At 70.1% G+C, this 24562-nt stretch carries 20 protein-coding genes; 14 read left to right on the top strand and 6 right to left on the bottom strand.

Features of this window, described 5'->3' with window-relative positions; translation table 11 throughout:
* Positions 1–24: 24 nt before the first annotated feature.
* Positions 25–1593, bottom strand: a complete 1569-nt coding sequence (locus AMS65_RS13875; protein ID WP_053384772.1) for a phospholipid carrier-dependent glycosyltransferase — start codon at positions 1591–1593, stop codon at positions 25–27.
* 200 nt (positions 1594–1793) lie between these two features.
* Here AMS65_RS13875 and AMS65_RS13880 point away from each other — a divergent pair, with 200 nt between their 5' ends.
* From AMS65_RS13880 to infB, 9 genes are all read left to right on the top strand, one after another.
* Positions 1794–3560 (top strand): proline--tRNA ligase, encoded by a 1767-nt coding sequence (locus tag AMS65_RS13880; protein ID WP_053384773.1) that lies wholly within the window; start codon positions 1794–1796, stop codon positions 3558–3560.
* A gap of 290 nt (positions 3561–3850) precedes the next feature.
* Positions 3851–4144 (top strand): WXG100 family type VII secretion target, encoded by a 294-nt coding sequence (locus tag AMS65_RS13885; protein WP_053384774.1) that lies wholly within the window; start codon positions 3851–3853, stop codon positions 4142–4144.
* 188 nt (positions 4145–4332) lie between these two features.
* Entirely contained in the window at positions 4333–4641 is a 309-nt protein-coding gene (locus AMS65_RS13890; protein WP_053384775.1) for a hypothetical protein, read from the top strand.
* Entirely contained in the window at positions 4638–6698 is a 2061-nt protein-coding gene (locus AMS65_RS13895) for an alpha/beta hydrolase (RefSeq protein ID WP_053384776.1), read from the top strand. Before AMS65_RS13890 ends, AMS65_RS13895 begins: the two co-directional genes overlap by 4 nt.
* Positions 6698–7324 carry a hypothetical protein gene (locus AMS65_RS13900; protein ID WP_157502287.1) on the top strand — a complete coding sequence of 209 codons (627 nt, stop codon included), beginning with the start codon at positions 6698–6700 and terminating at the stop codon, positions 7322–7324. The genes AMS65_RS13895 and AMS65_RS13900 overlap by 1 nt, the downstream gene beginning before the upstream one ends.
* Before the next feature lie 59 nt (positions 7325–7383).
* Positions 7384–12027: an FtsK/SpoIIIE domain-containing protein gene (locus tag AMS65_RS13905; protein WP_053384778.1), complete on the top strand. Its 4644-nt coding sequence runs from the start codon at positions 7384–7386 to the stop codon at positions 12025–12027.
* Positions 12028–12119: 92 nt separating this feature from the next.
* Positions 12120–13115 (top strand): transcription termination factor NusA, encoded by a 996-nt coding sequence (gene nusA / locus AMS65_RS13910; protein ID WP_053384779.1) that lies wholly within the window; start codon positions 12120–12122, stop codon positions 13113–13115.
* A gap of 479 nt (positions 13116–13594) precedes the next feature.
* Positions 13595–13852: a YlxR family protein gene (locus AMS65_RS18810; protein ID WP_075201012.1), complete on the top strand. Its 258-nt coding sequence runs from the start codon at positions 13595–13597 to the stop codon at positions 13850–13852.
* Positions 13853–13926: 74 nt separating this feature from the next.
* Positions 13927–16608, top strand: a complete 2682-nt coding sequence (infB, locus tag AMS65_RS13915; RefSeq protein WP_053384780.1) for a translation initiation factor IF-2 — start codon at positions 13927–13929, stop codon at positions 16606–16608.
* A gap of 181 nt (positions 16609–16789) precedes the next feature.
* On the opposite strand, the gene AMS65_RS13920 is transcribed toward infB, so the two are convergent.
* Both AMS65_RS13920 and AMS65_RS13925 read right to left on the bottom strand, forming a co-directional pair.
* Complete coding sequence (locus AMS65_RS13920; RefSeq protein ID WP_053384814.1) at positions 16790–17200, bottom strand: VOC family protein; 411 nt, start codon at positions 17198–17200, stop codon at positions 16790–16792.
* 10 nt (positions 17201–17210) lie between these two features.
* Complete coding sequence (locus AMS65_RS13925; RefSeq protein WP_053384781.1) at positions 17211–17654, bottom strand: helix-turn-helix transcriptional regulator; 444 nt, start codon at positions 17652–17654, stop codon at positions 17211–17213.
* 169 nt (positions 17655–17823) lie between these two features.
* Here AMS65_RS13925 and rbfA point away from each other — a divergent pair, with 169 nt between their 5' ends.
* Positions 17824–18312: a 30S ribosome-binding factor RbfA gene (gene rbfA / locus AMS65_RS13930; protein WP_053384782.1), complete on the top strand. Its 489-nt coding sequence runs from the start codon at positions 17824–17826 to the stop codon at positions 18310–18312.
* A 109-nt stretch (positions 18313–18421) separates the two neighbouring features.
* On the opposite strand, the gene AMS65_RS13935 is transcribed toward rbfA, so the two are convergent.
* Complete coding sequence (locus tag AMS65_RS13935) at positions 18422–18991, bottom strand: hypothetical protein (RefSeq protein WP_053384783.1); 570 nt, start codon at positions 18989–18991, stop codon at positions 18422–18424.
* A 165-nt stretch (positions 18992–19156) separates the two neighbouring features.
* Here AMS65_RS13935 and AMS65_RS13940 point away from each other — a divergent pair, with 165 nt between their 5' ends.
* Together AMS65_RS13940 and AMS65_RS13945 are read left to right on the top strand one after the other, a co-directional pair.
* Positions 19157–20401: a sensor histidine kinase gene (locus AMS65_RS13940; protein WP_053384784.1), complete on the top strand. Its 1245-nt coding sequence runs from the start codon at positions 19157–19159 to the stop codon at positions 20399–20401.
* Positions 20398–21000, top strand: a complete 603-nt coding sequence (locus AMS65_RS13945) for a response regulator transcription factor (protein ID WP_053384785.1) — start codon at positions 20398–20400, stop codon at positions 20998–21000. The genes AMS65_RS13940 and AMS65_RS13945 overlap by 4 nt, the downstream gene beginning before the upstream one ends.
* 156 nt (positions 21001–21156) lie before the next feature.
* On the opposite strand, the gene AMS65_RS13950 is transcribed toward AMS65_RS13945, so the two are convergent.
* Together AMS65_RS13950 and AMS65_RS13955 are read right to left on the bottom strand one after the other, a co-directional pair.
* Entirely contained in the window at positions 21157–22041 is an 885-nt protein-coding gene (locus tag AMS65_RS13950) for an HhH-GPD family protein (RefSeq protein ID WP_083451715.1), read from the bottom strand.
* Between the two features lie 9 nt (positions 22042–22050).
* Positions 22051–22512 carry a DUF2871 family protein gene (locus tag AMS65_RS13955; RefSeq protein ID WP_241489458.1) on the bottom strand — a complete coding sequence of 154 codons (462 nt, stop codon included), beginning with the start codon at positions 22510–22512 and terminating at the stop codon, positions 22051–22053.
* A 101-nt stretch (positions 22513–22613) separates the two neighbouring features.
* Between AMS65_RS13955 and AMS65_RS13960 the strand changes: the two genes are divergently transcribed.
* On the top strand, positions 22614–23918 hold the full coding sequence (locus AMS65_RS13960) for a sensor histidine kinase (RefSeq protein ID WP_241489459.1): 1305 nt from the start codon (positions 22614–22616) through the stop codon (positions 23916–23918).
* Positions 23915–24538: a response regulator gene (locus AMS65_RS13965; protein ID WP_053384787.1), complete on the top strand. Its 624-nt coding sequence runs from the start codon at positions 23915–23917 to the stop codon at positions 24536–24538. Before AMS65_RS13960 ends, AMS65_RS13965 begins: the two co-directional genes overlap by 4 nt.
* The last annotated feature ends 24 nt before the right edge of the window (positions 24539–24562 follow it).

Below are 24562 nucleotides of genomic sequence, written 5' to 3' on the forward strand. Positions count from 1 at the left end.
TCGGTTCCTCGGTTCCTCGGTTCCTCAGTTCCAACCGGGCAGCCACAGGTGCGCGCGCCAGAACCACTCCGCCACCGGCATCCCCGACCACACCGGGAAGAACAGCACCGCGAGTGCCGCCGCGGCCGCGATGAACAGCGCGACCGCGATCCTGCGACCGCGGATCTCCTCCGGGCCCGCCGCGAGATGCACACCGCCCACGGCTCCCCAGCGCGAGCGGATCGGGATCCCGCACAGCATGCCGAGCAGCAGCGCGAGGGCGAGCGCCGAGAACGGTGCGAGCACGACGGCGTAGAACTGGAACACGGCCGAGCGCGAGAACGTGAGCACCCACGGCAGCCACCCCGAGAGATAGCCGGTGATCACGAAGGCGCCCGCCACGGCGAGCGGATCGGGCGCCGGAGGCGGCGATCCCGCGGGACGGATCCAGCCCCGTCCGCTCCACAGCCGGAGCACCACGAGCACCGCGAGCACCACCAGCGCGGCTGCTCCGCCCCAGGTCACCAACGGGTTCGGCAGCGGTGATATCGCCGAGACGCACTCCGCCCACGGGCACCCGTCGCTCCAGTGCGCCTCGTACATCGCGGTCGGGATCAGCGCGAGCGGCCACGACAGTGGGTGCGACTGGTAGGGGTGCGGAGCGCTCAGCGTGCTGTGCCAGCCCAGCATTTCGGCGTGGTACTGCGCGAGCTCGACCGGCCAGGGAACGCCGGAGGTGCGCCCCCAGCCGCCCGGCCGCAGGATCCAGCCGGCCCAGCTCGCCAGGTACACCGCCGCCGTCGCGGGCAAGGCGATCGCGGCGGTGACGAGCGCCTGCAGCGCGGTTCGCGCCGTCGCCGACCGACGCGCGCTGTGTCCAGCGCCCGTCTGCGCCTGAGCCCGCGCCGCCCGCATCCGGGCCAGCAGATCCCGCACCGTCACGTACACGAGGAAGAACGCGAGCGGATACAGCCCCGACCACTTGACCGCCGCGGCCGCCCCGAAGGCCGCCCCCGCAGCCAGCAGCCACGGCCGGCGCCAGATGATCGGCAGCCGTGCGCCGTTCGCACCGGCCATCGCGGCTCGCATCCCCTCCTGATCCCGCCACGCGAACAGCGCACCCAGTGCCACGAACAGGGTCAGAAAGCCGTCGAGCAGTCCGACCCGGGTCAGCACCACGTGCACTCCGTCGATCGCCAGCAGCAGCCCCGCCGTCCAGGCGATGACCAGGCTGCGCGAGAGCAGCCAGCCGAGGCGCATCACCACGGCCACCGTCGCGACGCCGGCCGCGGCGACGGCGCTGCGCCATCCCCAGCCGGTCTCCGGCCCGAACAGCAGCACCCCGAGCCCGATCAGCCACTTGCCGAGCGGCGGGTGCACCGCGTTCGACGCGGCACCGGTGAAGCCGGTGGCCCGGGCCCCGCTCAGGTCCGGATCGTCGTCGGGCCAGACCGTCGGGAAGCCGTGGGCGAGCTGACTGATGGCGTCGCGCACGTAGTAGAGCTCATCGAACACCAGCGTGTCGGGGCGGGAGAGCGCCCAGAAGCGCAGCACCGCAGCGATCCCGAGCACCAGCACGGGTGCCGCCCACCGCAGCCACCGCAGCTGTCGCATTCCGCTCACGCCCCCAGCCTAGGGCGGCGGTGCGGTCGGCTCACCCCTCTCCGCCGCTCGTGCAGGAGATCGCCGCTCGTGCAGGAGCGAATCGCGATCTCCGTCCGTTCGGCGGCCGATCTCCTGCATGAGCGGCGGGAAGCAGCGTCGAGGGGCGGGGCCCGAGGGTGGCAGGCCCGGAGCGGGGCTACGATAGTGGGGTGATCACTCGCCTCAGCAACTATTTCCTGAAGACCCTTCGTGAGGATCCCGCCGACGCCGAGGTGGCCAGCCACAAGCTGCTCGTGCGCGCGGGATACATCCGCCGCCAGGCGCCGGGTGTGTTCGGATGGATGCCGCTCGGCCTGCGCGTCAAGGAGAAGATCGAGCGGATCATCCGCGAGGAGATGGCCGCGGCGGGTGCGCACGAGGTGCACTTCCCCGCGCTGCTGCCGCGCGAGCCGTACGAGGCGACCGGCCGCTGGGAGGAGTACGGCGACGCGCTGTTCCGACTGAAGGATCGCCACGGCGCCGACTACCTGCTCGCGCCGACGCACGAGGAGGTCTTCACCCTCATGGTGAAGGACATCGTCTCCTCGTACAAGGATCTGCCGCTGTCGCTCTACCAGATCCAGGACAAGTACCGTGACGAGGCGCGGCCCCGCGCGGGCCTGCTGCGCGGCCGCGAGTTCACGATGAAGGACGCCTACTCCTTCGACGTGAGCGACGAGGGCCTCGATGCCTCGTACCAGAAGCAGCGCGACGCCTACGAGCGCATCTTCACGCGCCTGGGCATCGAGTACGTGATCGTGTCTGCCGACGCCGGTGCGATGGGCGGCTCGCGCAGCGAGGAGTTCCTGCTGCCGATCGAGATCGGCGAGGACACCTTCGTGCGCTCGGCGGGCGGGTACGCGGCGAACGTCGAGGCCTACGAGGCGCCGGTGCCCGAGGCGCTGCCGATCGAGGGTCAGGCCTCGGCGATCGTGTTCGACTCTCCCGAGACTCCCACCATCGAGACGCTCGTGTCGCACACGAATGCGGTGCTGCCCCGCGCCGACGGTCGGGAATGGACGGCCGCCGACACTCTCAAGAACGTGGTGCTCGCGGTGACCTCGCTCGAGGGCGAGCGCGAGATCGTCGTCGTCGGCATCCCCGGCGACCGGGACGCCGACATGAAGCGCGTCGAGGTGGCCTTCCCGAACTGCGAGGTCGAGCCCGCCACCGACGAGGACTTCAAGAAGCATCCGGGACTGGTGAAGGGCTACATCGGCCCGGTGCTGAACGGCTCCGCCGTGCTGGGGCTCGACGGCTCGACGGGGATCCGCTATCTGCTCGATCCGCGCGTGGTCGACGGCACCTCGTGGGTGACCGGGGCCAACGAGCACGAGAAGCACGTCGCCTACCTGGTGGCGGGGCGGGATTTCACCGCCGACGGCGTCGCCGACGTAGCGACCGTTCGTGCCGGGGATCCGGCTCCCGACGGGTCCGGGCCGGTGTCGCTCGCCCGCGGCATGGAGATCGGACACGTGTTCCAGCTCGGCCGCAAGTACGCCGACGCCCTGGGGCTGAAGGTGCTCGACGAGAACGGCAAGCTCGTCACCGTGACGATGGGATCGTACGGCATCGGCGTGACCCGCATCATGGCGGCGCTCGCCGATCTCAACCACGATGAGCGCGGGCTGATCTGGCCGCGCGCGATCGCGCCGTACGACGTGCACCTGGTGGCCACCGGCAAGGATCCCGTGGTGTTCGAGAAGGCCGAGGCGCTCGCCGCCGAGCTGTCGCAGGCCGGGGTCGAGGTGCTGTTCGACGACCGCCCCAAGGTGTCTCCCGGTGTGAAGTTCGGCGACGCAGAGCTGCTCGGTGTGCCGCGCGTGGTCGTGGTCGGCCGCGATGCCGCCGAGGGCTTCGCCGAGGTGTGGGATCGCGCCGCCGGCACGAAGGATCGCGTGTCCATCTCGGAGGTGCACGCGCTGTTCGAGGCGTAGCCGCCTGCGGGTCGGGGCGTTGCGCCCGCTGCGAGAAGGCCGGGTCGGGATCTCTCCCGACCCGGCCTTCTGCGTGCGCGACGATGGCGATGGATGTGCGGGGCGGGTTGGGCGTGCCGGAATGCTCGCGTTCCCCTCACAGCAAGGGGTGTGCGGGAGTTATCCACAGTTTGTGGTTGCCGCTTCCCAGTTCGTGCGTCAGCCTGTTAGTTTGATTGGACCGCAGGGAGTCGGTACATCGAATACATGTGAGAGTGGGGGCTTTCGCGCCGAATACAGAAGGAGCCCTCATGGCGAACATCACTGTTTCCTATGCCGAGATCGAGCAGTCCGCCACCCAGCTCGGAGCCGGCCGCGACGAGATCACCCAGAAGCTGCAGGTGCTGCAGACGCAGATCGGCAACCTGGTCGCCTCCGGTTTCGTGACCGACCAGGCGTCGGGCAAGTTCAATACGGCCTACACCGAGTACACGACGAGCGCGAACACGGTGATCGACAAGCTCACGGAGATCCAGAGCTTCCTGACGCAGACCGCGACGGCCATGCGTGAGCTGGACGCGCAGATCGCCTCGAAGATCAACTGACGATGGATGGGCGACCCTCGCACGCCGGTGCTCGAGCGGGGTCGCGGCTCGGCCGATTCGCAGTCGTGCCGGGTGTGCGCGGTCGACGCCTCGACACGACGAGGAGTGCGGTGCCCAGAAGCAGTGCTCAGCTGCTGTGCGCCTCCGGTCGTCGACGGCCTCTGCCGTACCCGCAGAAGGGAACCGATGTGTCCGAGCAGTTGAACATCAGAGACGACGTGCTCGAATCCGCCGGTACTTTTCTGGCGCTGGCGGCCGGGGTGATGGTGGAGGGCAACCGGACGATTCCCCGTGCGGATCTCGAGAGCATGACCGGGATCGGTGGTGAGGTGCGCAGATTCCTGACGGGGCTGCAGACGGGGCGGTTGGCGCTCGCCGACGCGGCGAAGACTGCGGCCGGCGAGGTTGCCGGCGTGATGCGCGACAGTTCCGCACTGGATGCGCGCATGGCGAACGCTCTGTATGCGGGCTTCGCGGTGGAGGGGAGCAGACGATGACGATCTACGTGCCCGGCGATGGCGCCGCGCTGCTCGAGGGTACTCCGGTGCTCGGAACGGTGAGTGAGATCGACGCGGTCGGCGCGTTCGTGCAGGATGTCGTGACCGACGCCCTGCGGTACGCGGTCGAGGTGCAGAACGCGCAGACCGCCCTCGGGGCCGCGAAGAGCGCGGGAGTGGCGAGGATCAGCACGCGGCTGGGCGATCGTCTGCTGCCGGGCGCCGATGCGGTGTACCGCTCTGCGCGTGACGCGAAGGGAGCGTTCGACTCGTATGCCTCGGAAGTGGATCGAATCCACACCGAGGCGGGCGCCGTGGTGCGGGACATGACCGACGCTCTGCGCACGATCCGCACCCAGGCCACTCAGATCGAGGACATCGCTTCGCTGATCGGGGTAGCCGCCCCCTACGCCTGGCACGCGGGGGCTCCGGGGACGCTGCCGGAGCCACAGCTGGGGGACCAGGCTCGAGACCTCGGTGCGGATGAGCGGGAACTCGCGGTGCACCACCTGCGAGGCATGTACGAGTGGCAGTGGGCGCTCGCGGCCTCGCTCTGGCAGCACGCGATCGAGGATGTCGCCAGCGCGAAGACGAAATGGGCGAATCTGATCGAGGATCGCCGGAGCGCGGAGGAGCGCCTGTCCAAGGCGCTGGGCGACACCACGATCGGGCAGCTCATCAGCGTCAGCGGGGCCGACCCCGCCTCGCGCAGGTTCACGATCGCGAGTTCGATCTCGGGGGAGCTGTGGGGCGCGAGCGAGGACGCGCCGGAGATCGCGAAGTCGCACCCGCTGCTGCTGCAGCTGCTCGGTTCCGAAGCGGGTGAGCATATCTGGGAAGCTCCGCTGCCTCCCGAAGCGGTGGCGCAGCGCTGGGAAAGGCTCTCCCGCGAGGATCAGCAGCGCCTCATCGATGAGGTTCCGTGGGTCGTCGGCAACCTCCCCGGCCTGCCGTTCGAGGTGCGTGATGCGGCAAACCGGAAGACGGTGGAGTTCTATCAGCGGTATCCGCAGGCGCTATCGCCCGAGCAGCTGCAGCTGATGGCCGACATCAGGGACGTACTCGAGCTCGAGGAGCGTCAGAAAGTCGCGGATCCACCCATCCAGATCGTCGCGCTGGACATGACCGGCGAGGTGCCCAGGACCGCGGTCGGCTACGGCGATCTGGACACGGCGACGCACACGACGTGGCAGGTGCCGGGCATGAACAGCGACGCGCACCTCGCGCTGGAGGGCTGGGACGAGGCGAGCCGGAATCTCTACGGGGCGCAGAACGACGTGTCGGGGTTCTCGGGCTCGACCGCGGTGCTGGCGTGGCTGGGATACGACACGCCTGACCACCCCGTGTCGGGCGACTTCGGCGTGCTGAACTCGACGTCCGCTGGCACCGGGTCGGTCAGATTCGCCGCGGAGCTCGACGGGGCGCACGCGGCGCGAGGCGCGGGCAGGAACGGGGTGCCGTCGGTGAACGTGCTAGCGCACTCGTACGGCACGACGGTGGCGACGATCGCGCTGACGGAGGTGAAGCACGCGGTCGACTCGCTCACCATGCTGGGGTCCGCGGGGCTCGACACCGAGAAGGTTCCCGACTACGGCGTGCTGCACGTCAAGGAACTCGCTCCCGGGCAGAAGGCGATCTACACGACGCATGCCTCGGCGGATCAGCTGGCGCCGTTCGGCGCGGGCGCGGCGGGACGCGGGCAGCCGAACCCGGATGCGGTCGCACCCTTCGGGGCGCACAGATTCAGCCCGGTGTACGAGGGAGGCCTGTCGTTCTCCTCGGAGGGAGACCCGGTGCAGAACCTGAAGCGCACGGACGGCCACTCCACGATCGGCTCGGGAGAGAAGCCCGGAATGATCGGGATGTCGGCCTCCGAGGGGCACGGGTACCTCGACCCCAGAACGCAGTCGCTGGACAGCGTCGCGCAGATCACCACCGGTCGGATCGACCAGGATCTGGAGCGTTCGTTCGTTCGGACCGAGGCGGAGTGCAGCGACCTCGTCACGGGCCGCGGCGGAACCGTGGCGCCGATCCGGACGAGAAGTGAGGACAGATGATGAACGAATGGAAGCTGAAACGCCTGGTCGCGGTGCTCGTCGCGCTCGCCGCGGTCGTGGCCGTGTCGGGTTGTCTACGGGAGGTGCCGATCGTGTCGGGAGAGACCGGGAACAAAACCACGAACGCGACCTTGGACGAGCAGCGGAAATGGGTGGGTGAACAATTCGACGCTGGGGTCGACGCGAGCGGTGTTTCCGAGGGCTGGTACTGGGGGAGTGCAACGAAGGTGTCTTGGTCGGAGAGCGCAGAAGACCGCGACATGGTCTTGGGATCGTGGTTTCCGCGTAGGTGCGGCCTGGGAGGTCGGCTCGATGAGTCCATTAGATTCAAGGATGGAATTGAGGATCCCCTGGCGGCGGCGGAGAAGGTGCGTGCGTTCTGGGAGGCCGAGGGATGGACGGTGACGGATATCCGGTCGTATGCGCCGGAGGGTGATCCGTATTTCCGTGCCGATCGTGAAGACGGGGCAGAGCTGGCGTTCCAAGCGTCCGAAGAGGGGATGTCCTTAGAGGTCGCGTCCGCGTGCTCGGTGAACAACACCGTCACGAACTGGCGGAGCTACGTCGACGATGAACCGAGTGAGTTCGAGCGGGAACTCGAGCGCCGCGGTTCGAGCGACGGGTAAGCGCTCCTCGGCCCCGGGGAAGGAATCGAGAACATGTCCAGCGCTCACGAGCAGACGACATGAAGCTCCGGGTGACCCTCGAACTGCCGCAGGGGGCCCGGCACGACATCACGCTGTCGTGCGACGTGACCGCCACGGTGGCCGATACGGCGCGCTCATTGATCCGGGCCGGTGCCGGTCGTGATCCTCAGCTCGCCGAGATCGCGCTGAACCGTCTCGCACCCGTCACCCTCCGGGGCCGCCCCAGGATCGAGGCGGCTCCGGTGCTGCTGGACCCGGGCGCACCCATCGGCTGCTCGGGGCTGCAGTCGGGTTGGATCATCGACCCCGTGCTCGAATTCGGGCCGCACGGCGACGCCGAGCGCCTGATCGAGGCCGCGGGCTACGTCGAGGTGCTGTCGGGCCGGCACGCGGGTGCCCTCTTCAGCCTGACTGCGGGCGAGAATCTCATCGGGCGCGACCGGGGCTGCCGGGTCCACCTGAACGACAGCAGCGTGTCGCGGCGCCACGCGACCATCGACATCGGCGCAGAGTTCGTCATCCGGGACCTCTGCTCCGCGAACGGCGTTCTCGTCGACGGCGCGGTCGTGACCGAGCAGCGGGTCGGCGGCGTCTGCACGGCGACCCTCGGCGAGGTGTCGCTCCGCATCACGCCGGGCCCGCCTCCCGCGACGCTCCCCGAACTCTCCCACAGCGTCATGCACACGCGGGCCCCGCGAGTCGCCCCGCGTTTCCCCTCAGCCGAGCGGGAACTGCCGGCGCCTCCGGCTCCTCCCGCACCCAGCCGGATCCCCCTGCTCGCGATGCTCGCGCCCATGCTGATGGGCGGCGCCATGTACGCCGTGACGCAATCGCCCATGAGCCTGATGATGGTCGCCTTCTCCCCGCTCATGATGATCGGGTCGTGGCTCGACGCCAGAACCGGAGGGGCGCGCAAGCTGAAGCGCGAGCTCAGACGGTTCGAGGAGCGCATGCGCGTCGAGCGTGCGGAACTCCTGGAACTCCGTGAACGAGAGATCGAGGTGCGCGCCGCCGAAACGCCCACGCTCCCCGAGATCACTGCGGCGATCACTGGACGCGGGAGTCTGCTGTGGGCGCGCAGACCCGAGCACCGCTCGTTCCTCGAGGTGAGATTCGGCGACGGCACGCTCCCCAGCCGAACCGAAGTGAGCCTTCCCCCGCGCGGTGAGACCGAGCGCGAGCAGTGGGAGGTGCTGCGCGGGATCGAGCGGGAGTTCCGCGAGGTCGCGCCGGTCCCCGTGCTCGAACGACTCGACCGCTGCGGTTCGATCGGGGTCGCGGGAGACTCCCTCTGGGCTGACGGACTCGCCCGCTCGCTGGTGCTGCAGCTCGTCGGTCTCCACTCGCCGGCAGAGCTCGCACTCGCATGCTTCGCCGGGCCGGGCCACGTGGAGGAGTGGAGCTGGCTGAAATGGCTGCCCCACGTCGACGCGGTGACCAGCCCGCTCCCGGTCGGGCAGCTCGTCGACGATACCGCGAGCTCGACGCGCCTGCTCATCGCGCTGGAGGGGGTGGTGGACGCGAGGCAGGCGTGCTCCGGCGTTCGGAGAACCGTACGCTCCCACCTCGACATGGACACGCGAAACGACGACGAGCAGGGCGAAGCCGTGGGCCGACTTCCGGTCACTCCTGCTGTGCTGGTGCTGGTGCTGGACGACGGACTGGTCGATCGATCCAGGCTCATCGCGATCGCCGAGGCCGGCCCCGACGTGGGGATCCACCTCATCTGGGTCGCCCGCGACGGCGGCCGCCTGCCCGCGGCCTGCCGCACCTTCGTCGAACTCGGACGGGCGGAGGGGCTGGTCGGCTTCGTGCGCACGGGGACCACCGTTCCTCTGCAGCGCCTCGAGTTCGTCGAGGCTCCCCGCGCGCTCGAACTCGCCCGTCGGCTCGCCCCGGTCGAAGACACGGGCGCGAGAGTGCTCGACGAGAGCGACCTGCCCAGATCGGTGCACCTGCGCGACCTGCACGCCACGGATCTGCTCGGCGGCGCGCAGCCCATCGTGCAGGCGTGGGCGCACTCCGGAACGCTCACCTCGCAGTGGCGGCCGGGCGTCGAGAGAGAACAGATCGCGCTCGCCGCGGTCGTGGGGCAGGGGCCGGAGGGGCCGGCCGCCATCGATCTGCGCACCCACGGGCCGCACGCGCTCGTGGGAGGGACGACGGGCGCCGGCAAGTCCGAGTTCCTGCAGACCTGGATCATGAGCATGGCCGCGCGGGTGAGTCCGGATCGTCTGACATTCTTGCTGGTCGACTACAAAGGCGGGGCTGCCTTCGCGGAGTGCGTCGATCTGCCGCACACGGTCGGCCTCGTCACCGACCTGAGCCCCCACCTGGTGCGTCGTGCCCTGACCTCCCTGCGCGCCGAACTGCACTATCGCGAGGAACTGCTCGCCGCGCACGGTGCGAAGGACCTCATCACCATGGAGCGGCGCTCCGATCCGGCAGCGCCTCCCGTGCTCGTGATCGTGATCGACGAGTTCGCAGCGCTCGCGGGCGAGGTCCCCGAGTTCGTCGACGGCGTGATCGACGTGGCCCAGCGCGGCCGTTCGCTCGGGCTTCATCTCATCATGGCGACGCAGCGCCCGGCGGGTGTCATCAAGGACAATCTCCGCGCCAACACGAATCTGCGGGTGGCCCTGCGGATGGCGGACGAGGCCGACAGCAGCGACGTCATCGGCGTCGCAGACGCCGCCTTCTTCGATGCCGAGACCCCGGGACGCGGGGCGATCAAGGTCGGCCCCGGCAGGATCAGCCACTTCCAGACCGGGTATCTGGGCGGCCGGGCATCGGCTGTCGGTCTTGAATCCCGGGTCGAGGTGCGCTCGCTGGGTTTCACCGAGGGAGCGCCGTGGGACATCCCTCCGGAGTCTCGGCCGCCGCGCGGCGAACGAGCGAGGCCGCAGCGGGACATCGAACGACTGCGAGACGCGATCATCGAGGCCGCGCGAACCGTGGGGCTTGCGACCCCGAGGCGGCCCTGGCTCGATGCGCTGCCCGAGATCCTCGATCTGCAGGCGTTGACGGACGCCGCCGAACTGTCGGAAGCGAGCAGCGCGGCGGCAGACCCCGACGGTTCAGCCATGATCGGATTGCGAGACGACCCCGCAGCGCAGACGCAGCGCCCGGTGCGCATCGACCTCGAAGAGGCCGGGAGCATCTCGTTCGTCGGCGTCGGCGGCACGGGCAAGACGAGCGCGCTGATCGCGCTCGCGGCATCGCTCAGCGCGCGGGCGCAGCAGCAGCCGGTCCACCTGTACGTCATCGACGCGGCGGGCGGTGCGCTCGACGTGCTCACCCCGCTGCCGACCGTCGGAGCGGTCGCGCCGCTTTCGGACATCGAACTCGTGGAGCGGGTCCTGCGGCGGATGCTCGAACTGATCACGGAGCGCGGCCCTCGTTATGCCGCCACGCGGGCGGGAGGGCTCGCGGCCTATCGCCGGACGCCGGGCGGCGAGCAGGAACCGCGCGTGGTGCTCATGATCGACGGATTCGGCGCATTCCGGCAGGCGACGGAGACGCTCGGCGGTCCGGGATCCCCGTTCCAGATGCTGAGCGAGATCATGATGACGGGCCGGTCCGTCGGCGTGCATGTCATCCTGACCGCGGATCGGCCGGCCGCGATCCCCGCGGTCATGGCCTCGCACCTGCAGCAGCAGTACGTGCTCCGGCTCGCGAGTCCGCACGACTACGGCCACCTGGGGGTCAGAGCCGATGCCCTCGAGGAGGCTCCGCCGGGGAGAGCGCTCCTGGCCGGTGAGCCCGACGAGATCCAGTTCGCCCTGCTCGGAGGGAGGCAGGAACTCGCCGGGCAGGCGCAGGAACTCGAACGTCTCGCCGTCGTACTGCGCGAGAAAGACGTGCAGCAGGCGGTCGCGGTGCGCAACGCCCCCGAGAAGCTGCCTCTGGGCGAGCTTCCGCGGGAATCCGGGGGACGACCCGTGTACGGGATCGATACCCGCACGTTCTTCCCGATCACGATGCAGACGAGCGGGCTCGGGGTGGTGTCGGGACCGGCCGGATCGGGTCAGTCCACCGCGATACGCAGCTGTGTCGATGCCGTCAGACGCTGGGCCGCCGGACACGGCGAGAGCGTCGAGGCGGTGCTGCTCACGCTGACCGGCGAAGGGCTCAGGTCATCCGATGGCTGGGATCGCATCGCCCACGGTGACGAAGAGGTGCGAGACCTCGCGCAGGATCTGGTCGTCGCGCTCGGGGGCAGACCGGTTGCTCCCGCGGGCGGGCTGCTGGGCGGCGTGATCGGCGGCAGACGCGGAGAGCCGGCAGCCGGCTCGATCGACGGAACCACGGAGAAGCCTGAACCGATGATCTTCCCGCGCGGAGGCGCACGCGGGGTCATCGTCGTGGAGCGCCCGGCGGACGCGGAGGGAACGAGCGCGCTGCCCGCGCTCGTCGCGCTGGCGAAGGCCGCCCGGAGGGCGGACGTCCTCGTGCTCTTCGAGTTCGAGCAGGGCACCGCCGGCGGGGTCTGGGATCTCTTCAACGCGCTCAGGCAGCCCCGATGGGGGCTTGCCCTGCAGCCGGACGACGGCGAGAGCCAAACGCCGTTCCGCGAATCATTCGGCCGGGTCAAGCGCGCAGACTTCCCGCCCGGGCGCGGCTTCGCCGTGGAGGGCGGGCGCGTGACGCCGGTGCATGTCGCGCTCCCCGAGCGGTTGTAGGCGAGTGGGGTATTCTGGGAGATCTGCCGCGCGGCCGACGAGCCCGCGGCGACATTTGAATAGACATCTCAATACGTATTTAGGAGGCCATCGTGAAAATCGATCTTGCCATGCTACGGGGACTCGAGCGCGAGAAGGAGATCCCCTTCGAAGAGCTCGCCGAGATCATCGAGCAGGCCATCCGATCGGCCTATCTGCGTCACGCCGAGAACCAGGGCTTCTCCGTGCCCCGCGAGGATCAGGTGCGCGTGACGCTCGACCGCAAGACCGGCGATATCTCGGTGCTCGTGCCCGAGGTCGACGATGAGGGCTCGGTCATCGGCGAGGCCTACGTCACCACCGACGAATTCGGCCGCGTCGCATCGAGCGCCGCGAAGCAGGTCATCAGCCAGCGCATGCGCGACCTGACCGATGACGCGGTGCTCGGCGCGTTCAAGGACAAGGAGGGGCAGATCCTCTCCGGCGTCGTGCAGCAGGGACCCAACCCGCGCATGGTGCACATCGATCTCGGCGAGCTGGAGGCGATCCTGCCCCCCGAGGAGCAGGTGCCCGGTGAGCAGTACCCGCACGGCACGCGCATGCGCGTGTACGTGACCAGCGTCTCCAAGGGCACCAAGGGGCCGCAGGTCGTGGTGTCCCGCACCCACCCGGGCCTCGTGCGCAAGCTGTTCGAGCGGGAGGTGCCGGAGCTCGCCGAGGGTCTCGTCGAGATCGTGTCGCTCGCCCGCGAGGCCGGTCACCGCACCAAGGTGGCCGTGCGCGCGAAGCAGAGCGGGATCAACGCCAAGGGCACCTGCATCGGCGAGATGGGCAGCCGTGTGCGGGCCGTGATGAGCGAGCTCGGCGAGGAGAAGATCGATATCGTCGACTACTCGCCCGAGCTGCCGAGCTTCGTGGCCAACGCGCTGTCACCCGCCAAGGTGACCGACGTGTTCATGATCAACGAGTCGCTCAAGCAGGTGCGCGCGCTGGTGCCCGACTTCCAGCTCTCGCTCGCCATCGGCAAGGAGGGGCAGAACGCCCGCCTCGCCGCGAAGCTGACGGGCGCAAAAATTGATATCCAGCCCGACTCGATCATGAATGATTGAATCGGATATCAATTTTTGCGCGTTCCCCGGAGCGCCCACAGGCGCGACGGGGAACGTCCGTATCGCAGCTATTCAGCCCGACTCGATCATGAACGACTGACCCCTCCGTCATTCTGCGCGCAGTCGCAGAATCCAGCGGGGAGATCCTGCGACTCGCACCGGCGCAGTGGCGCCACCGCGAAATGCGCACAACGCTGGGGCGTTCGGCCTGAGCATTTCGCGCACGCAGGATGATGGGGTGGGACTGCGCGAGCGGCCGGAGGGCGCTCGCCGGTTGAGCGGAGCGAGGAACGAGCGGAGTCGAAACCTGCAGGCCTTGATTTCGACTCCGCTGCGCTTCGCTCAATCGGCGGCCTGCCGCGCTCCATCGGCGGCCTGCCGCGCTCCGCGCAACCGGCGCCCAGATCGCGCGGCTCCTCCGGCACTCGCTCGCCGAGAGCGGATTCCCTGGGAAGAGTAAAAAGTGGGAAGCTGGTAAGATGTATTCGGTTCGGACCTGTGTCGCGTGTCGCAAGCGTGCCTCGCGCACAGAACTGCTGCGGGTGGTACTGCATGATGGGCGACTGATCGCCGATGATCGTGCTGTGCTTCCCGGGCGGGGAGCCTGGGTGCATCCCACGGCTCGCTGTCTGGATCAAGCAGTGTCGCGCGGATCCTTTTCGCGTGCGCTGAAAGTATCGGGGAAGCCCGATGCTGGCCCTATAGAGAACAGGCTGAAAACACTTATGGACAACTAATGAGCGGCTCAAAATGAGACCCGTCCGTTAATCATGGTTCTCGCCTGTCTGGCGTGAACCCAGACAGGAGAAAAGTGGCTAACCCACGCGTACACGAGATCGCTGCGGAGATCGGTGTCGATAGCAAGGTCGTGCTGGCCAAGCTGAAGGAGATGGGCGAGTTCGTCAAGGCGTCCTCGTCGAGCGTCGCACCCCCGGTGGCGCGCAAGGTCAAGGCCGCCCTCGAGGCGGACGGCGTTGCCAAGCCCAAGGGGGATGACGCCCCCGCGGCGCCCAAGCCCGCGGCCAAGAAGCCCGCCGGCCCGAAGCCCGGCCCGAAGCCGGCCGCCCCCAAGGCGGAGGAGCCGGCCCCCGAGCCGGAGAAGCCCGCGGCACCGAAGGCTGCCGACGAGGATCAGAAGCCCGCGGCGGCTGCCAAGCCCGTCTCGAAGTCGGGCCCCAAGCCCGGCGCGCCCAAGCCCGCCGGCCCGCGTCCGGGGAACAACCCGTTCGCGTCGAGCCAGGGCATGGGCATCCCGCGTCCCCCGCGTCCGGGGAACAACCCGTTCGCGCCCAGCCAGGGCATGGGCCGTCCCGGCGGTCGACCCAACCCCGGGAACATCCCGCGGCCCGCGCCGCGCCCGCAGGGCGCAGGTGCAGGTGGCGGCCGTCCCGGTGGCCCCGGTCGTCCGGGTGGCGGCGGTCGTCCCGGCGGCGGCGCCGGTGGCGGCGGCTTCAACCGTCCCGGTGGCGGCGGTGGCGCTCCCGGTGCAGGTGGCGGTTTCGCCGGACCCCGTCCGGGTGGCGGTTTCGCCGGTCGCGGCCGTGGCGGCCGCGGTGCGGGAACTGCCGGTGCCTTCGGCCGCGGCGGCTCCAAGAGCAAGGCGCGCAAGTCGAAGCGGGCGAAGCGGCAAGAGTTCGAGATGCGGCAGGCGCCGTCGATCGGCGGCGTGCAGGTTCCCCGCGGCGACGGCAACACGCCGATCCGTCTGCGTCGCGGTGCGTCGCTTTCCGACTTCGCCGACAAGATCGATACGAGCGCATCGAACCTCGTGACGATCCTCTTCCACCTCGGCGAGATGGCGACGGCGACCGAGTCGCTCGACGAGGCCACGTTCGAGATCCTCGGTGACGAGCTGGGCTACAAGATCCAGATCGTCTCCCCCGAGGACGAGGATCGCGAGCTGCTCGAGGGCTTCGACATCGACATCGATGCCGAGCTCGAAGACGAGGGCGACGACGTCCTGCAGGCGCGTCCCCCGGTGGTCACCGTCATGGGTCACGTCGATCACGGTAAGACGCGACTGCTCGATGCGATCCGCAAGGCGGACGTGGGCGGCGGCGAGGCCGGTGGCATCACGCAGCACATCGGCGCCTACCAGGTGCACACCGAGCACGACGGCGTCGAGCGCGCGCTCACCTTCATCGACACCCCGGGTCACGAGGCGTTCACCGCCATGCGTGCCCGTGGTGCGCAGGTGACCGACATCGCGATCCTCGTGGTCGCGGCGGACGACGGCATCATGCCCCAGACGATCGAGGCGCTGAACCACGCCCAGTCGGCGAACGTGCCGGTCGTGGTCGCGGTCAACAAGATCGACAAGGAGGGTGCGAACCCCGAGAAGGTGCGCCAGCAGCTCACCGAGTTCGGTCTCGTGTCCGAGGAGTGGGGCGGCGACGTCATGTTCGTCGATGTCTCGGCGAAGAACAACGTCGGCATCACCGAACTGCTCGACGCCGTGCTGCTGACCGCGGACGCCGGTCTCGACCTGCGTGCGAACCCGGACAAGGACGCGCGCGGCGTGGCCATCGAGGCCAAGCTCGACAAGGGCCGCGGCTCGGTCGCCACCGTGCTCATCCAGTCGGGCACGCTGCGTGTCGGCGACGCGATCGTCGCCGGCACGGCCTACGGCCGCGTGCGCGCGATGAGCGACGAGAACGGCGATCCTGTGCTCGAGGCGCTGCCCTCGCGACCGGTGCAGGTGCAGGGTCTGTCGAGCGTGCCGCGTGCGGGTGACAACTTCATCGTCACCTCCGAGGACCGCACGGCCCGCCAGATCGCCGAGAAGCGCGAGGCCGTCGAGCGCAACGCTCAGCTCGCCAAGGCGCGTAAGCGGATCAGCCTCGAGGACTTCACGAAGGCGCTGGAGGACGGCAAGGTCGAGTCGCTCAACCTCATCATCAAGGGTGACGTTTCGGGTGCCGTGGAGGCGCTCGAGGAGTCGCTGATGAAGATCGAGGTCGATGACTCGGTGCAGCTGCGCATCCTGCACCGCGGTGTCGGCGCGATCACCGAGTCGGACGTGGATCTCGCCACGATCGACAACGCGATCGTCATCGGCTTCAATGTGCGTCCCGATGTCAAGGCTCGCGAGCGCGCTGCGCGCGAGGGCATCGACATCCGCTTCTACAACGTCATCTACAACGCGCTCGACGACATCGAGAACTCGCTCAAGGGCCTGCTCAAGCCCGAGTACGAAGAGGTCCAGTCGGGTGTGGCGGAGATCCGCGAGGTGTTCCGCTCGTCGAAGTTCGGCAACATCGCCGGTGTCATCGTCCGCAGCGGCACCATCACGCGCAACGCCAAGGCGCGCGTGATCCGCGAGGGCGTCGTGATCGCCGACGGTCTGGCCATCGAGTCGCTGCGCCGCTTCAAGGACGACGTGACCGAGGTCAAGACCGACTTCGAGGCCGGTATCGGTCTGGGCAAGTACAACGACATCCAGATCGGCGACGAGATCGAGACCACCGAGATGGTGGAGAAGCCCCGCTCCTAGCGGAACGGCCTTCGTCGGAAGGGCGGGGAGGATCGGCGCAGTGCCGATCCTCCCCGCCCTTTTGGGTGCCCCTGTGCGGTCTCCCGTCGAATCACCACGACAACGACGAGCCGCTCTCCGAGACGGGCGACTCGGAGAGCGGCTCGGACGTCGACGGCGCTTTCGGGGACGGGACCGCGGCTCAGCCGAGCTGCTGCACACGCACCGTGTTGCCCGCGGGGTCGCGGAAGGCGAAGTCGCGGGTGCCCCAGTCCTGGTCCATGGGCTCCTGCATCACGTCGACGCCGGACGCCTCGACCTTCTCGAAGAGCTGCTGCAGCTCGTCGGTGGCGAACACCACCGAGGCGTAGGCGCCCTTCGCGACGAGCTCGAGCACCACGCGGCGCTCGTCGTCGGTGAGGCCGGGGTCGATCGCCGGGGGAGTCAGCACGATTTGCGTGTCGGGCTGGCTCGCCGGTCCGACCGTGATCCAGCGCATGTCTTCGTATCCGACATCGCCCCGCACCTCGAAGCCGAGCACGTCGCGGTAGAACGCGAGCGAGGCCTCCGGGTCGGTGTGGGGCAGGAACGTGGTGAGAATGTTGATCTTCATGGCTGCCACGCTAGTCGGCAGCGGAAGGCGGAACTTCTCGATTCCTGACCGGTTTGGTCGCGCGCATCGTGACGATGCCGGGGAGGCCGACGAGCGGGGGAGGCCCCTCGCGGCGGTATCGGCCGGGTGGCATGCCCACCAGCTCGGTGAATCGCGTGGTGAAGGTGCCGAGGGAACCGTATCCGACGGCGTAGCAGACCTCGGTGACGCTGAGATCGCCGCGCCGCAGCAGGGTCATCGCGCGCTCGATGCGTCGGGTCATGAGGTAGCTGTAGGGCGATTCGCCGTAGGCGGCCTTGAACTCGCGGCTGAGATGGCCGGCCGAGAATCCGACCCCGCGCGCGAGCGATTCCACGTCGAGCGGTTCCGCGTACTCGCGGTCGATGCGATCCCGAACCCGGCGCAGCAGCACCAGATCGCGCAACCGCTGCTCGCTCTCCTCCCGCACGCCCACCGGCACATCATCTCACGCGCCCCCGCCGAGTGGACTGCAACCACTGCTGCGGCTCGGACCGGGCCCCGCGAACCCTCCGCTACGCGCGCCAGTAGTTGCTGCCATTTCTCCGGTTTAGTGACATCTACTGACGCGCGGATGGCGGGTCGAGCGGCGGTAGGATGAGCGCATGAGCAATCCGAGGGCCGGCAAGGTGGCAGAGCGCATCCAGCAGATCATCGCGCGCAGGCTGGAGAAGGGGCTGCGGGATCCGCGCCTCGGCTTCGTCACGATCACCGACGTGCGCGTCACCGGCGATCTGCAGCACGCGAGCATCTTCTACACGGTGTACGGCGATGAGCAGGAGCAGACCGACTCCGCAGCCGCGCTGAAGGCCGCGACCGGCATGCTGCGCAGCGAGGTCGGCAAGCAGCTGGGCACCCGGCTCACCCCCAGCCTCGAGTTCATCCATGACGAGCTGCCGGAGAGCGCGCAGCATCTCAACGACCTGCTCGCCGAGGCGAAGCGCCGCGACGAGGAAGCGGCGTCGCTCGCCGCGAACGCGAAGTACGCGGGCGAGGCCGATCCGTACGTCAAGCCGCGCGAGCTCGAGGACGGCGAGATGGACACCGATGGCCTCGACGGGGACGACCTGATCGACGACGAGGATCGCGACTGACCGCTCGCGCCGAGAACCTGTGCACTGAACCGCACCCACCCGCCGGTCGAGCGGAGCGCAGCGGAGTCGAAACCAGCACCGGATCCCTTGCTCGCTCGACCGGCCGCGGTCAGCTCGCGGCGTGGACGACGCCGCTGACGAGAACCGCGATGATCGTCGTCCAGCCGATGATCGCGATCGCCTGCCAGATCAGGATCCGGGCCTTGCCGATGCCGGCGGTGGCGAGCATCGTGGCGGTGAACTGGGTGGGCAGCAGGAGCGGTCCGAGCAGGCTCACACCGGGCACGCCGTAGCGCTCGAAGGCGCGCTGGAACTTCGCGCGCCGTGCCGAGGCGCGGTCGCCCTCCGCGGCGGGTGCCGGCTCGAGCGCGGATCGCGCCGCGCCGGTGGCCGCCTCCGCCCCGGAGAGTCCGGCCGGTGCGAGTTCCCTCTTGCGCCTGCGGGTGACGACCGCCTGGCGTGCGCCGGATCCGAGCACGACGAGCGCGGCGACGCAGACGAAGTTCCCGATGATCGCCGCCGCAACGGCGATGACCGGGTGGATGCCGCCGATGATCCCGATGCTCGCCGCGCCCTCCCCCTCGATGAAGGGGACGGCGCCGGCCAGCGCGACGATCAGGGGCTGCACGATCTCCGGTACGCGCGAGACGAGGTCCTGGAAGGTGTCGATGAGGTTCATGGTGCTCTCCTGTCGGTGGCTGCGGGATCGGCCTCGTGACCTCTCCCGCGGTGTGAATCCAGTCCATCGCCTCGCGCCACCGCCCGGAAGTGCCGCACTGTCACCTCTGCTCGGGAGTTCCGCACGAGACACGGGTGACATCTGTCATGGGCCTATCGTGGAGGGATGAGCAAACAGGTCGAGTCGGTCGTCGACCGCCCCTCGGCGGCGGCGGCCACGGCGGCCCGGTTCTCGCGCCGGATCGCGGCCACCTGGTGGTACACGGCGGCGGGCGTGATGTTCCTCGAGGGGATGCTCGTCATGATCTGGCTGGGAGCGCCTTCCGGATCCGGCCCCGCCCGAATGCTGACCGTCGGCGTCGCCGGACTGGTGTGGTGGGTGTCGACGGTTCCCCTGCTGCTGCAGTACCGGCACACCGATGCGGCGCCGGGGGCGCGCCGGTGGTCGGTGATCGTGCCGCTCGTGATTGCGGCCGTGTGCGGCGTCGTCGCGGGGGCTGCCACCGGGCTCTGGATCATCGGGGCCATGCCCGTCGTGCAGTCGTGCCTGCTGCTGCGCTGGCCGAGTGGCGTGCGGGTGCGGGTGGTCGCGGCGGCGACCGCTCTGCTCGCCGTGCTGTGGGTGATCGACGCGAACACGCTCTTCGCGGGTGAACTCGGCAGCAGGGGAGGCTGGTTCCTGGGCTTCTTCTGCCTGTTCATCCCCGTGACGACCGTGCTGTCGCTGTGGTGGTGGGACGTGCTCGTCGCGCTCGACCGGGCCCGCGTCTCCGAGGCGCGTCTGGGAGCGACGCAGGAGCGCCTGCGCGTCGCCACCGACGTTCATGATCTGCAGGGGCACCACCTCCAGGTGATCGCACTGCAGCTGGAGCTCGCCGAGCGGCTGATGGTGAAGCAGGATCCGGAGGCGGCGCTGGAGCAGCTGCGTGCGGCGCGATCCAGTGTCGACGAGGCGCGCCAGGGCACTCGCGATCTGGCCATGCGCTTCCGCTCGGCGCCGCTGCGCGACGAACTCGCCAACGCGGTCGATCTGCTGCGAGCGGCGGGGACGGAGGCCGAGGCGCTGGTGGATCCGGGAACCGAGGCCGCGCCCGCGGAGGTGCTCGGCCCGGTCATCAGGGAGACCACGACGAACGTGCTGCGTCACGGCGGCGGGCGCTGGGCGCGTCTTGCGCTCGTCCGCTCCGGATCGTCGTGGCGCTACGAGATCTCGAACCATCTCGCGGCCGAGGGGCCGGTGGGCGGCGACGCGGACGAAGGCGGGTCGGGGCTCGAGGGCATCGCACGACGGGTGGCCGAAGCCGGCGGAACCGTCGAGGTGCGCCGCGGCAAGAGCGAGTTCGCGGTCGTGGTGACGGTACCCGCGGGGACCGCCGCGGCGCGGGACACGACGACGGAGGAGGCGCGATGATCCGGGTGCTGCTTGCCGATGACGAGGCGATGATCCGTTCGGCGCTCGCCGCGCTGCTGCGGCTCGAGGACGACATCGACATCGTGGCGGAGTGCGCCGACGGGGAGGAGGCGGTCGCCGAGGCCGTCCGGCTGCAGCCCGACATTTGCCTGCTCGACCTGGAGATGCCCGGCCTCGACGGGGTGGAGGTAGCCGCGCGTCTCCGTCGCACGTCGACGACGCGCTGCGTGGTGGTGACGCGCCACGCGCGCCCCGGGGTGCTGCGCCGCGCCCTCGCCTCCGGGGTCGCGGGGTTCCTGCCCAAGTCCCGCGGGGCGGACGAGGTGGCCGAGGTCATCCGCCGCGTCGCCGCGGGAGGCAGGTACGTCGATCCGGAGGTCGCCGCCGACGCCCTCAGCGACGAGCGCTGCCCGCTGACCGATCGCGAACTCGATGTGCTGCGTGTCGGGCGGCGGGGCGAGACGACCTCGCAGATCGCTCGCGCGCTGTCGCTCGCGCCGGGTACGGTGCGCAACCACATCTCGGCGGTGCTGGGCAAACTCGCGCTCGAGAGCCGCCAGCAGGCGGTGCTGATGGCCGAGGAGCGCGGCTGGATCTAGGCCGACGGGGCCGTAGCCGCCGGACCCGCAGCCGCCGGACCCGCAGCCGCTGGACCCGCAGCCGCGGTAGATCTGCAATCTGCGGTATACCTGCGATTTTGGGCGAGGCCGGCCATATGTTCTGCAGATCCCAGATCTTCTGCAGGGCCGCTCCGGCTACGGCAGCCGCGCGCTCCCGTCGAGCTCCACGACGAGCCCGTCGGCGATGAGCGAGTCGTAGGCGCGTCGCGGCTGCTCCGGATCGCGCACGCCGCCGTCGGCACCGGCCTCGAGGGCGCGCTCGACGGTCACGGGGCCCTCGGTGCGGCGCAGCAGCGCCATGATCCGCCCGCGCACCTGCCGATCGCTGCCCTCGAACTTCGCCTGCTTCGGCCGCTTCGCGGGGGCGTTGTCGGGGTAGCCGGCGCCGCGCCACTCGCACCAGTCGGCGATCGGGCAGTCGCCGCAGCGCGGGGCTCGTGCGGTGCACACCACGGCGCCGAGCTCCATCGCGGCGGCGTTGAAGACGGAGGCCTCGGCCCGATTCTCGGGCAGCAGCGCCTCCATGTCCTCGAGGTCGGCCGGGGTCGGCATGCCCGCAGCCGCGCGGCCGTGGAGGGCCCGCGCGAGCACGCGCCGGGTGTTGGTGTCGACCACCGGGTGCCGCTCGCCGAACGCGAAGGCCGCGACAGCGCGCGCCGTGTACGGCCCGATGCCGGTGAGCGCGAGCAGCTGCTCCACGTCGGAGGGCACGAGATCCTCATGCCGCTCGGCGATCTCGACGGCCGCCCGGTGCAGCCAGAGCGCCCGGCGCGGATATCCGAGGCGGTCCCAGGCGCGCACGGCCTCGCCCGGTTCCTCGGCCGCGAGGGCGGAGGGTGTCGGCCACCGCTCGATCCACGTGGTCCAGCGCGGCAGCACTCGGTCCACCTGCGTCTGCTGCAGCATGAACTCGGAGACGAGCACCGCCCACGGGCTGGTCGCGGGATCGCGCCAGGGCAGATCCCGAGCCGCTCGTGCGTACCACTCGATGAGCGCCCGCCCGATCGCCGCCTTCTCCACCCGACCAGTCTAGGCAGCGACGGGAACCGGATCCTGCGCGGCGGGCTCCTCGCGACGGATCGCGGCGCGCAGCGCGAAGAAGAGCAGGATGATGGCGGCCGTGATCGACATGTGGCCGAGGCCCGCGATGCCGGCGATCATCTTCGAGGACTCGAGGCCGAGCACGGTGAGGGAGCCGTGCAGGATCAGCATCGCAGAGGTGAGCACGATACCGGCGTGGTAGAGGCCCAGGAACCAGGCGAAGCGCCTGCGCGATCGGGAGAGGCGGAAGAGCCGTTCGAGCCCCAGCAGGATGAGGAACGGGAAGAACCCGAGGGCGAGCAGGTGGGTGTGCGCGAGACCGAGCTGTGTGAACTCGCTCTCGGGGAAGCCGTTGAGCTTGGTGAACTCCCGGTAGAAGAGGCCCGAGGCGGCCCCGAGACCGGCGTAGACGAAAGCGGATACGAGCAGATGATGCAGTGGTTTCTTCACCCTTCCACCATTCCCGGCGGCGCCCGTACGCGCATCGGCCGAAATGGTGAGATCCGCGCTCGCGGCTCGCGGGGGCACGGGCGATCGTCCAGAATCGAGGTGTGCCGCACTCCGCAGACCACACCCGCATGCTCCGCGTAGCCCGCCTCGGGCTCCACGCGATCCTCGTGGTGCTCGTCTCCGTGTCCGCGGTGCGGGCGATGCAGTCGGGCGCCCCGGTCTGGGGCGCGGCGCTCGCCGCGGCCGCGCTGCTCGGCGTCTTCGCCGCGGGCCGCTGGGCGAGCGGGGCTGCGGTGCGCGGCTGGCTGCTCGCGCTCGCCGCAGTGTGGCTGCTGTCGCTGGCGATATCGCCGGAGTTCGTGTGGGTGTCGTTCCCACTGCTGCTCATCGGCGGACACGTGCTGCGGGGCGCGGCCGGTGCGCTGTTCGGTGCCGGGGTCGTCGCGGCGGCGATCGCGGCGCCCTGGGTGCAGCGCGGCGGGATCACCCTCGCCGAGGTGCTGGGGCCGGCGATCGGGGGCGCCTTCGCGCTGGGGATCGCGCGAGCCTACACCGTGCTGCTCGCGGACGACGCGGAGCACCGGCGCCTGATCGCCTCGCTCGTCGCAGCGCGGCGCGAGACTGAGGAGCTGCAGACCGAGCTGGCGCGGGTGCAGCGGGAGGCCGGGGCGAGCGAGGAGCGGACCCGGATCGCGCGGGACATCCACGACACGATCGCGCAGGAGTTCACCTCGATCAGCCTGCTCGCCCGGGGCGCTGCATCCGTCGCCCGGAGCGACGGAGACGGCGGGAGCGCGGCCGACGAGGCGCTCACCCGCATCGACGCGGTCGCCCGCCGCGGCGCCGAGGATGCGCGGCGGATCGTGCGGGCGCTGCTGCCCGTCGAGCTCGAGGCCCAGGCGCTCACCGAGGGCCTCGCGCGCCTGGTCGACGGCTTCGAGGAGGAGAGCGGGATCACGGCGACGTTCCAGGCCGACGAGATGCGTCCGCTCGGAACCCCCGCCGAGGTGGCCCTGCTGCGCACGCTGCAGACGGCGCTCGCGAACGTGCGGGTGCACGCCGGGGCGAAGCGGGTCGGGATCGAGCTGCGGGAACTCGGGGACGAGGTGCGGCTCGACATCGTCGACGACGGGCGAGGATTCTCGGTGCCCGAGTGGGAGGCGGGCGGCCGAGGCGCGTCGGTGGGGCTGCGAGAGGCGCGGGCCCGGCTGCGCGAGCTCGGCGGCGGTCTCGAGATCGAGAGCGAACCCGGGGAGGGCACCGCGCTCTCGGCCTGGCTGCGTCCCGGCGTCCCGAAGCCCGACGCGCCGAAGCCCGAGATGCCGAAGCCCGACGCGCCGGGACGCCGAGAGGGCCCGGACGCCGGAGCAGGCGACGGGCCGCGCGATCGCGGGGATTCGCCGTGATCGCGACGGTGCTGCTGGTCGACGACCACCCGATCGTGCGCACGGGGCTGCGCGCGGTGCTCGAGGCGGCGCCCGGTACACGTGTGGTGGGTGAGGCCGCGAGCGGCGAGGAGGCGGTGGCCGCCGCCGGCCTGCTGCGTCCCGACGTGGTGCTCTGCGACCTGCGCCTCGGCGAGGGGATCGACGGGATCGAGACGACGGCTCGCATTCGCAGCACCGTGGGAGCCCCCGCGGTGCTGATCCTCACCACATACGATCGCGACGCCGATATCCTGCGTGCCATCGAGGCGGGCGCGGCCGGCTACCTGCTCAAGGACGCGCCGACCGCGATGATCCTGACGGGGATCGCCGATGCCGCCGCCGGCCGCACGGTGCTGGCCCCCGAGCTCGCGCACCGGGTGAGCGCACGCCGCGCCGACCCGGAGGCGAGGCTCACCGGCCGGGAGGCCGAGGTGCTGACCCTGCTCGCCGAGGGCCGATCGAATCGCGAGATCGCGCGGGAGCTCTTCCTCTCGGAGGCGACCGTGAAGACGCACGTCGCGCACGTCATCGCCAAGCTCGGCGCCGACAACCGCAGCCGGGCGGTGGCGGTGGCCAGGGAGCGCGGCCTGCTCGAGTGAGCGCGGCGCCCGGCGGTAGGCTGG

The organism is Leucobacter celer subsp. astrifaciens, from assembly GCF_001273835.1.
Lineage (GTDB): Bacteria > Actinomycetota > Actinomycetes > Actinomycetales > Microbacteriaceae > Leucobacter > Leucobacter celer.

What these genes read in the sequence shown, in the direction of transcription:
- AMS65_RS13935 (WP_053384783.1), bottom strand. Translation starts at nt 18,991, where the DNA reads ATGAACCTCATCGACACCTTCCAGGACCTCGTCTCGCGCGTACCGGAG.
- AMS65_RS13940 (WP_053384784.1), top strand. Translation starts at nt 19,157, where the DNA reads ATGAGCAAACAGGTCGAGTCGGTCGTCGACCGCCCCTCGGCGGCGGCG.
- AMS65_RS18810 (WP_075201012.1), top strand. Translation starts at nt 13,595, where the DNA reads ATGTATTCGGTTCGGACCTGTGTCGCGTGTCGCAAGCGTGCCTCGCGC.
- AMS65_RS13875 (WP_053384772.1), bottom strand. Translation starts at nt 1,593, where the DNA reads ATGCGACAGCTGCGGTGGCTGCGGTGGGCGGCACCCGTGCTGGTGCTC.
- AMS65_RS13945 (WP_053384785.1), top strand. Translation starts at nt 20,398, where the DNA reads ATGATCCGGGTGCTGCTTGCCGATGACGAGGCGATGATCCGTTCGGCG.
- AMS65_RS13900 (WP_157502287.1), top strand. Translation starts at nt 6,698, where the DNA reads ATGAACGAATGGAAGCTGAAACGCCTGGTCGCGGTGCTCGTCGCGCTC.
- AMS65_RS13885 (WP_053384774.1), top strand. Translation starts at nt 3,851, where the DNA reads ATGGCGAACATCACTGTTTCCTATGCCGAGATCGAGCAGTCCGCCACC.
- AMS65_RS13905 (WP_053384778.1), top strand. Translation starts at nt 7,384, where the DNA reads ATGAAGCTCCGGGTGACCCTCGAACTGCCGCAGGGGGCCCGGCACGAC.
- AMS65_RS13895 (WP_053384776.1), top strand. Translation starts at nt 4,638, where the DNA reads ATGACGATCTACGTGCCCGGCGATGGCGCCGCGCTGCTCGAGGGTACT.
- AMS65_RS13920 (WP_053384814.1), bottom strand. Translation starts at nt 17,200, where the DNA reads ATGAAGATCAACATTCTCACCACGTTCCTGCCCCACACCGACCCGGAG.
- rbfA (WP_053384782.1), top strand. Translation starts at nt 17,824, where the DNA reads ATGAGCAATCCGAGGGCCGGCAAGGTGGCAGAGCGCATCCAGCAGATC.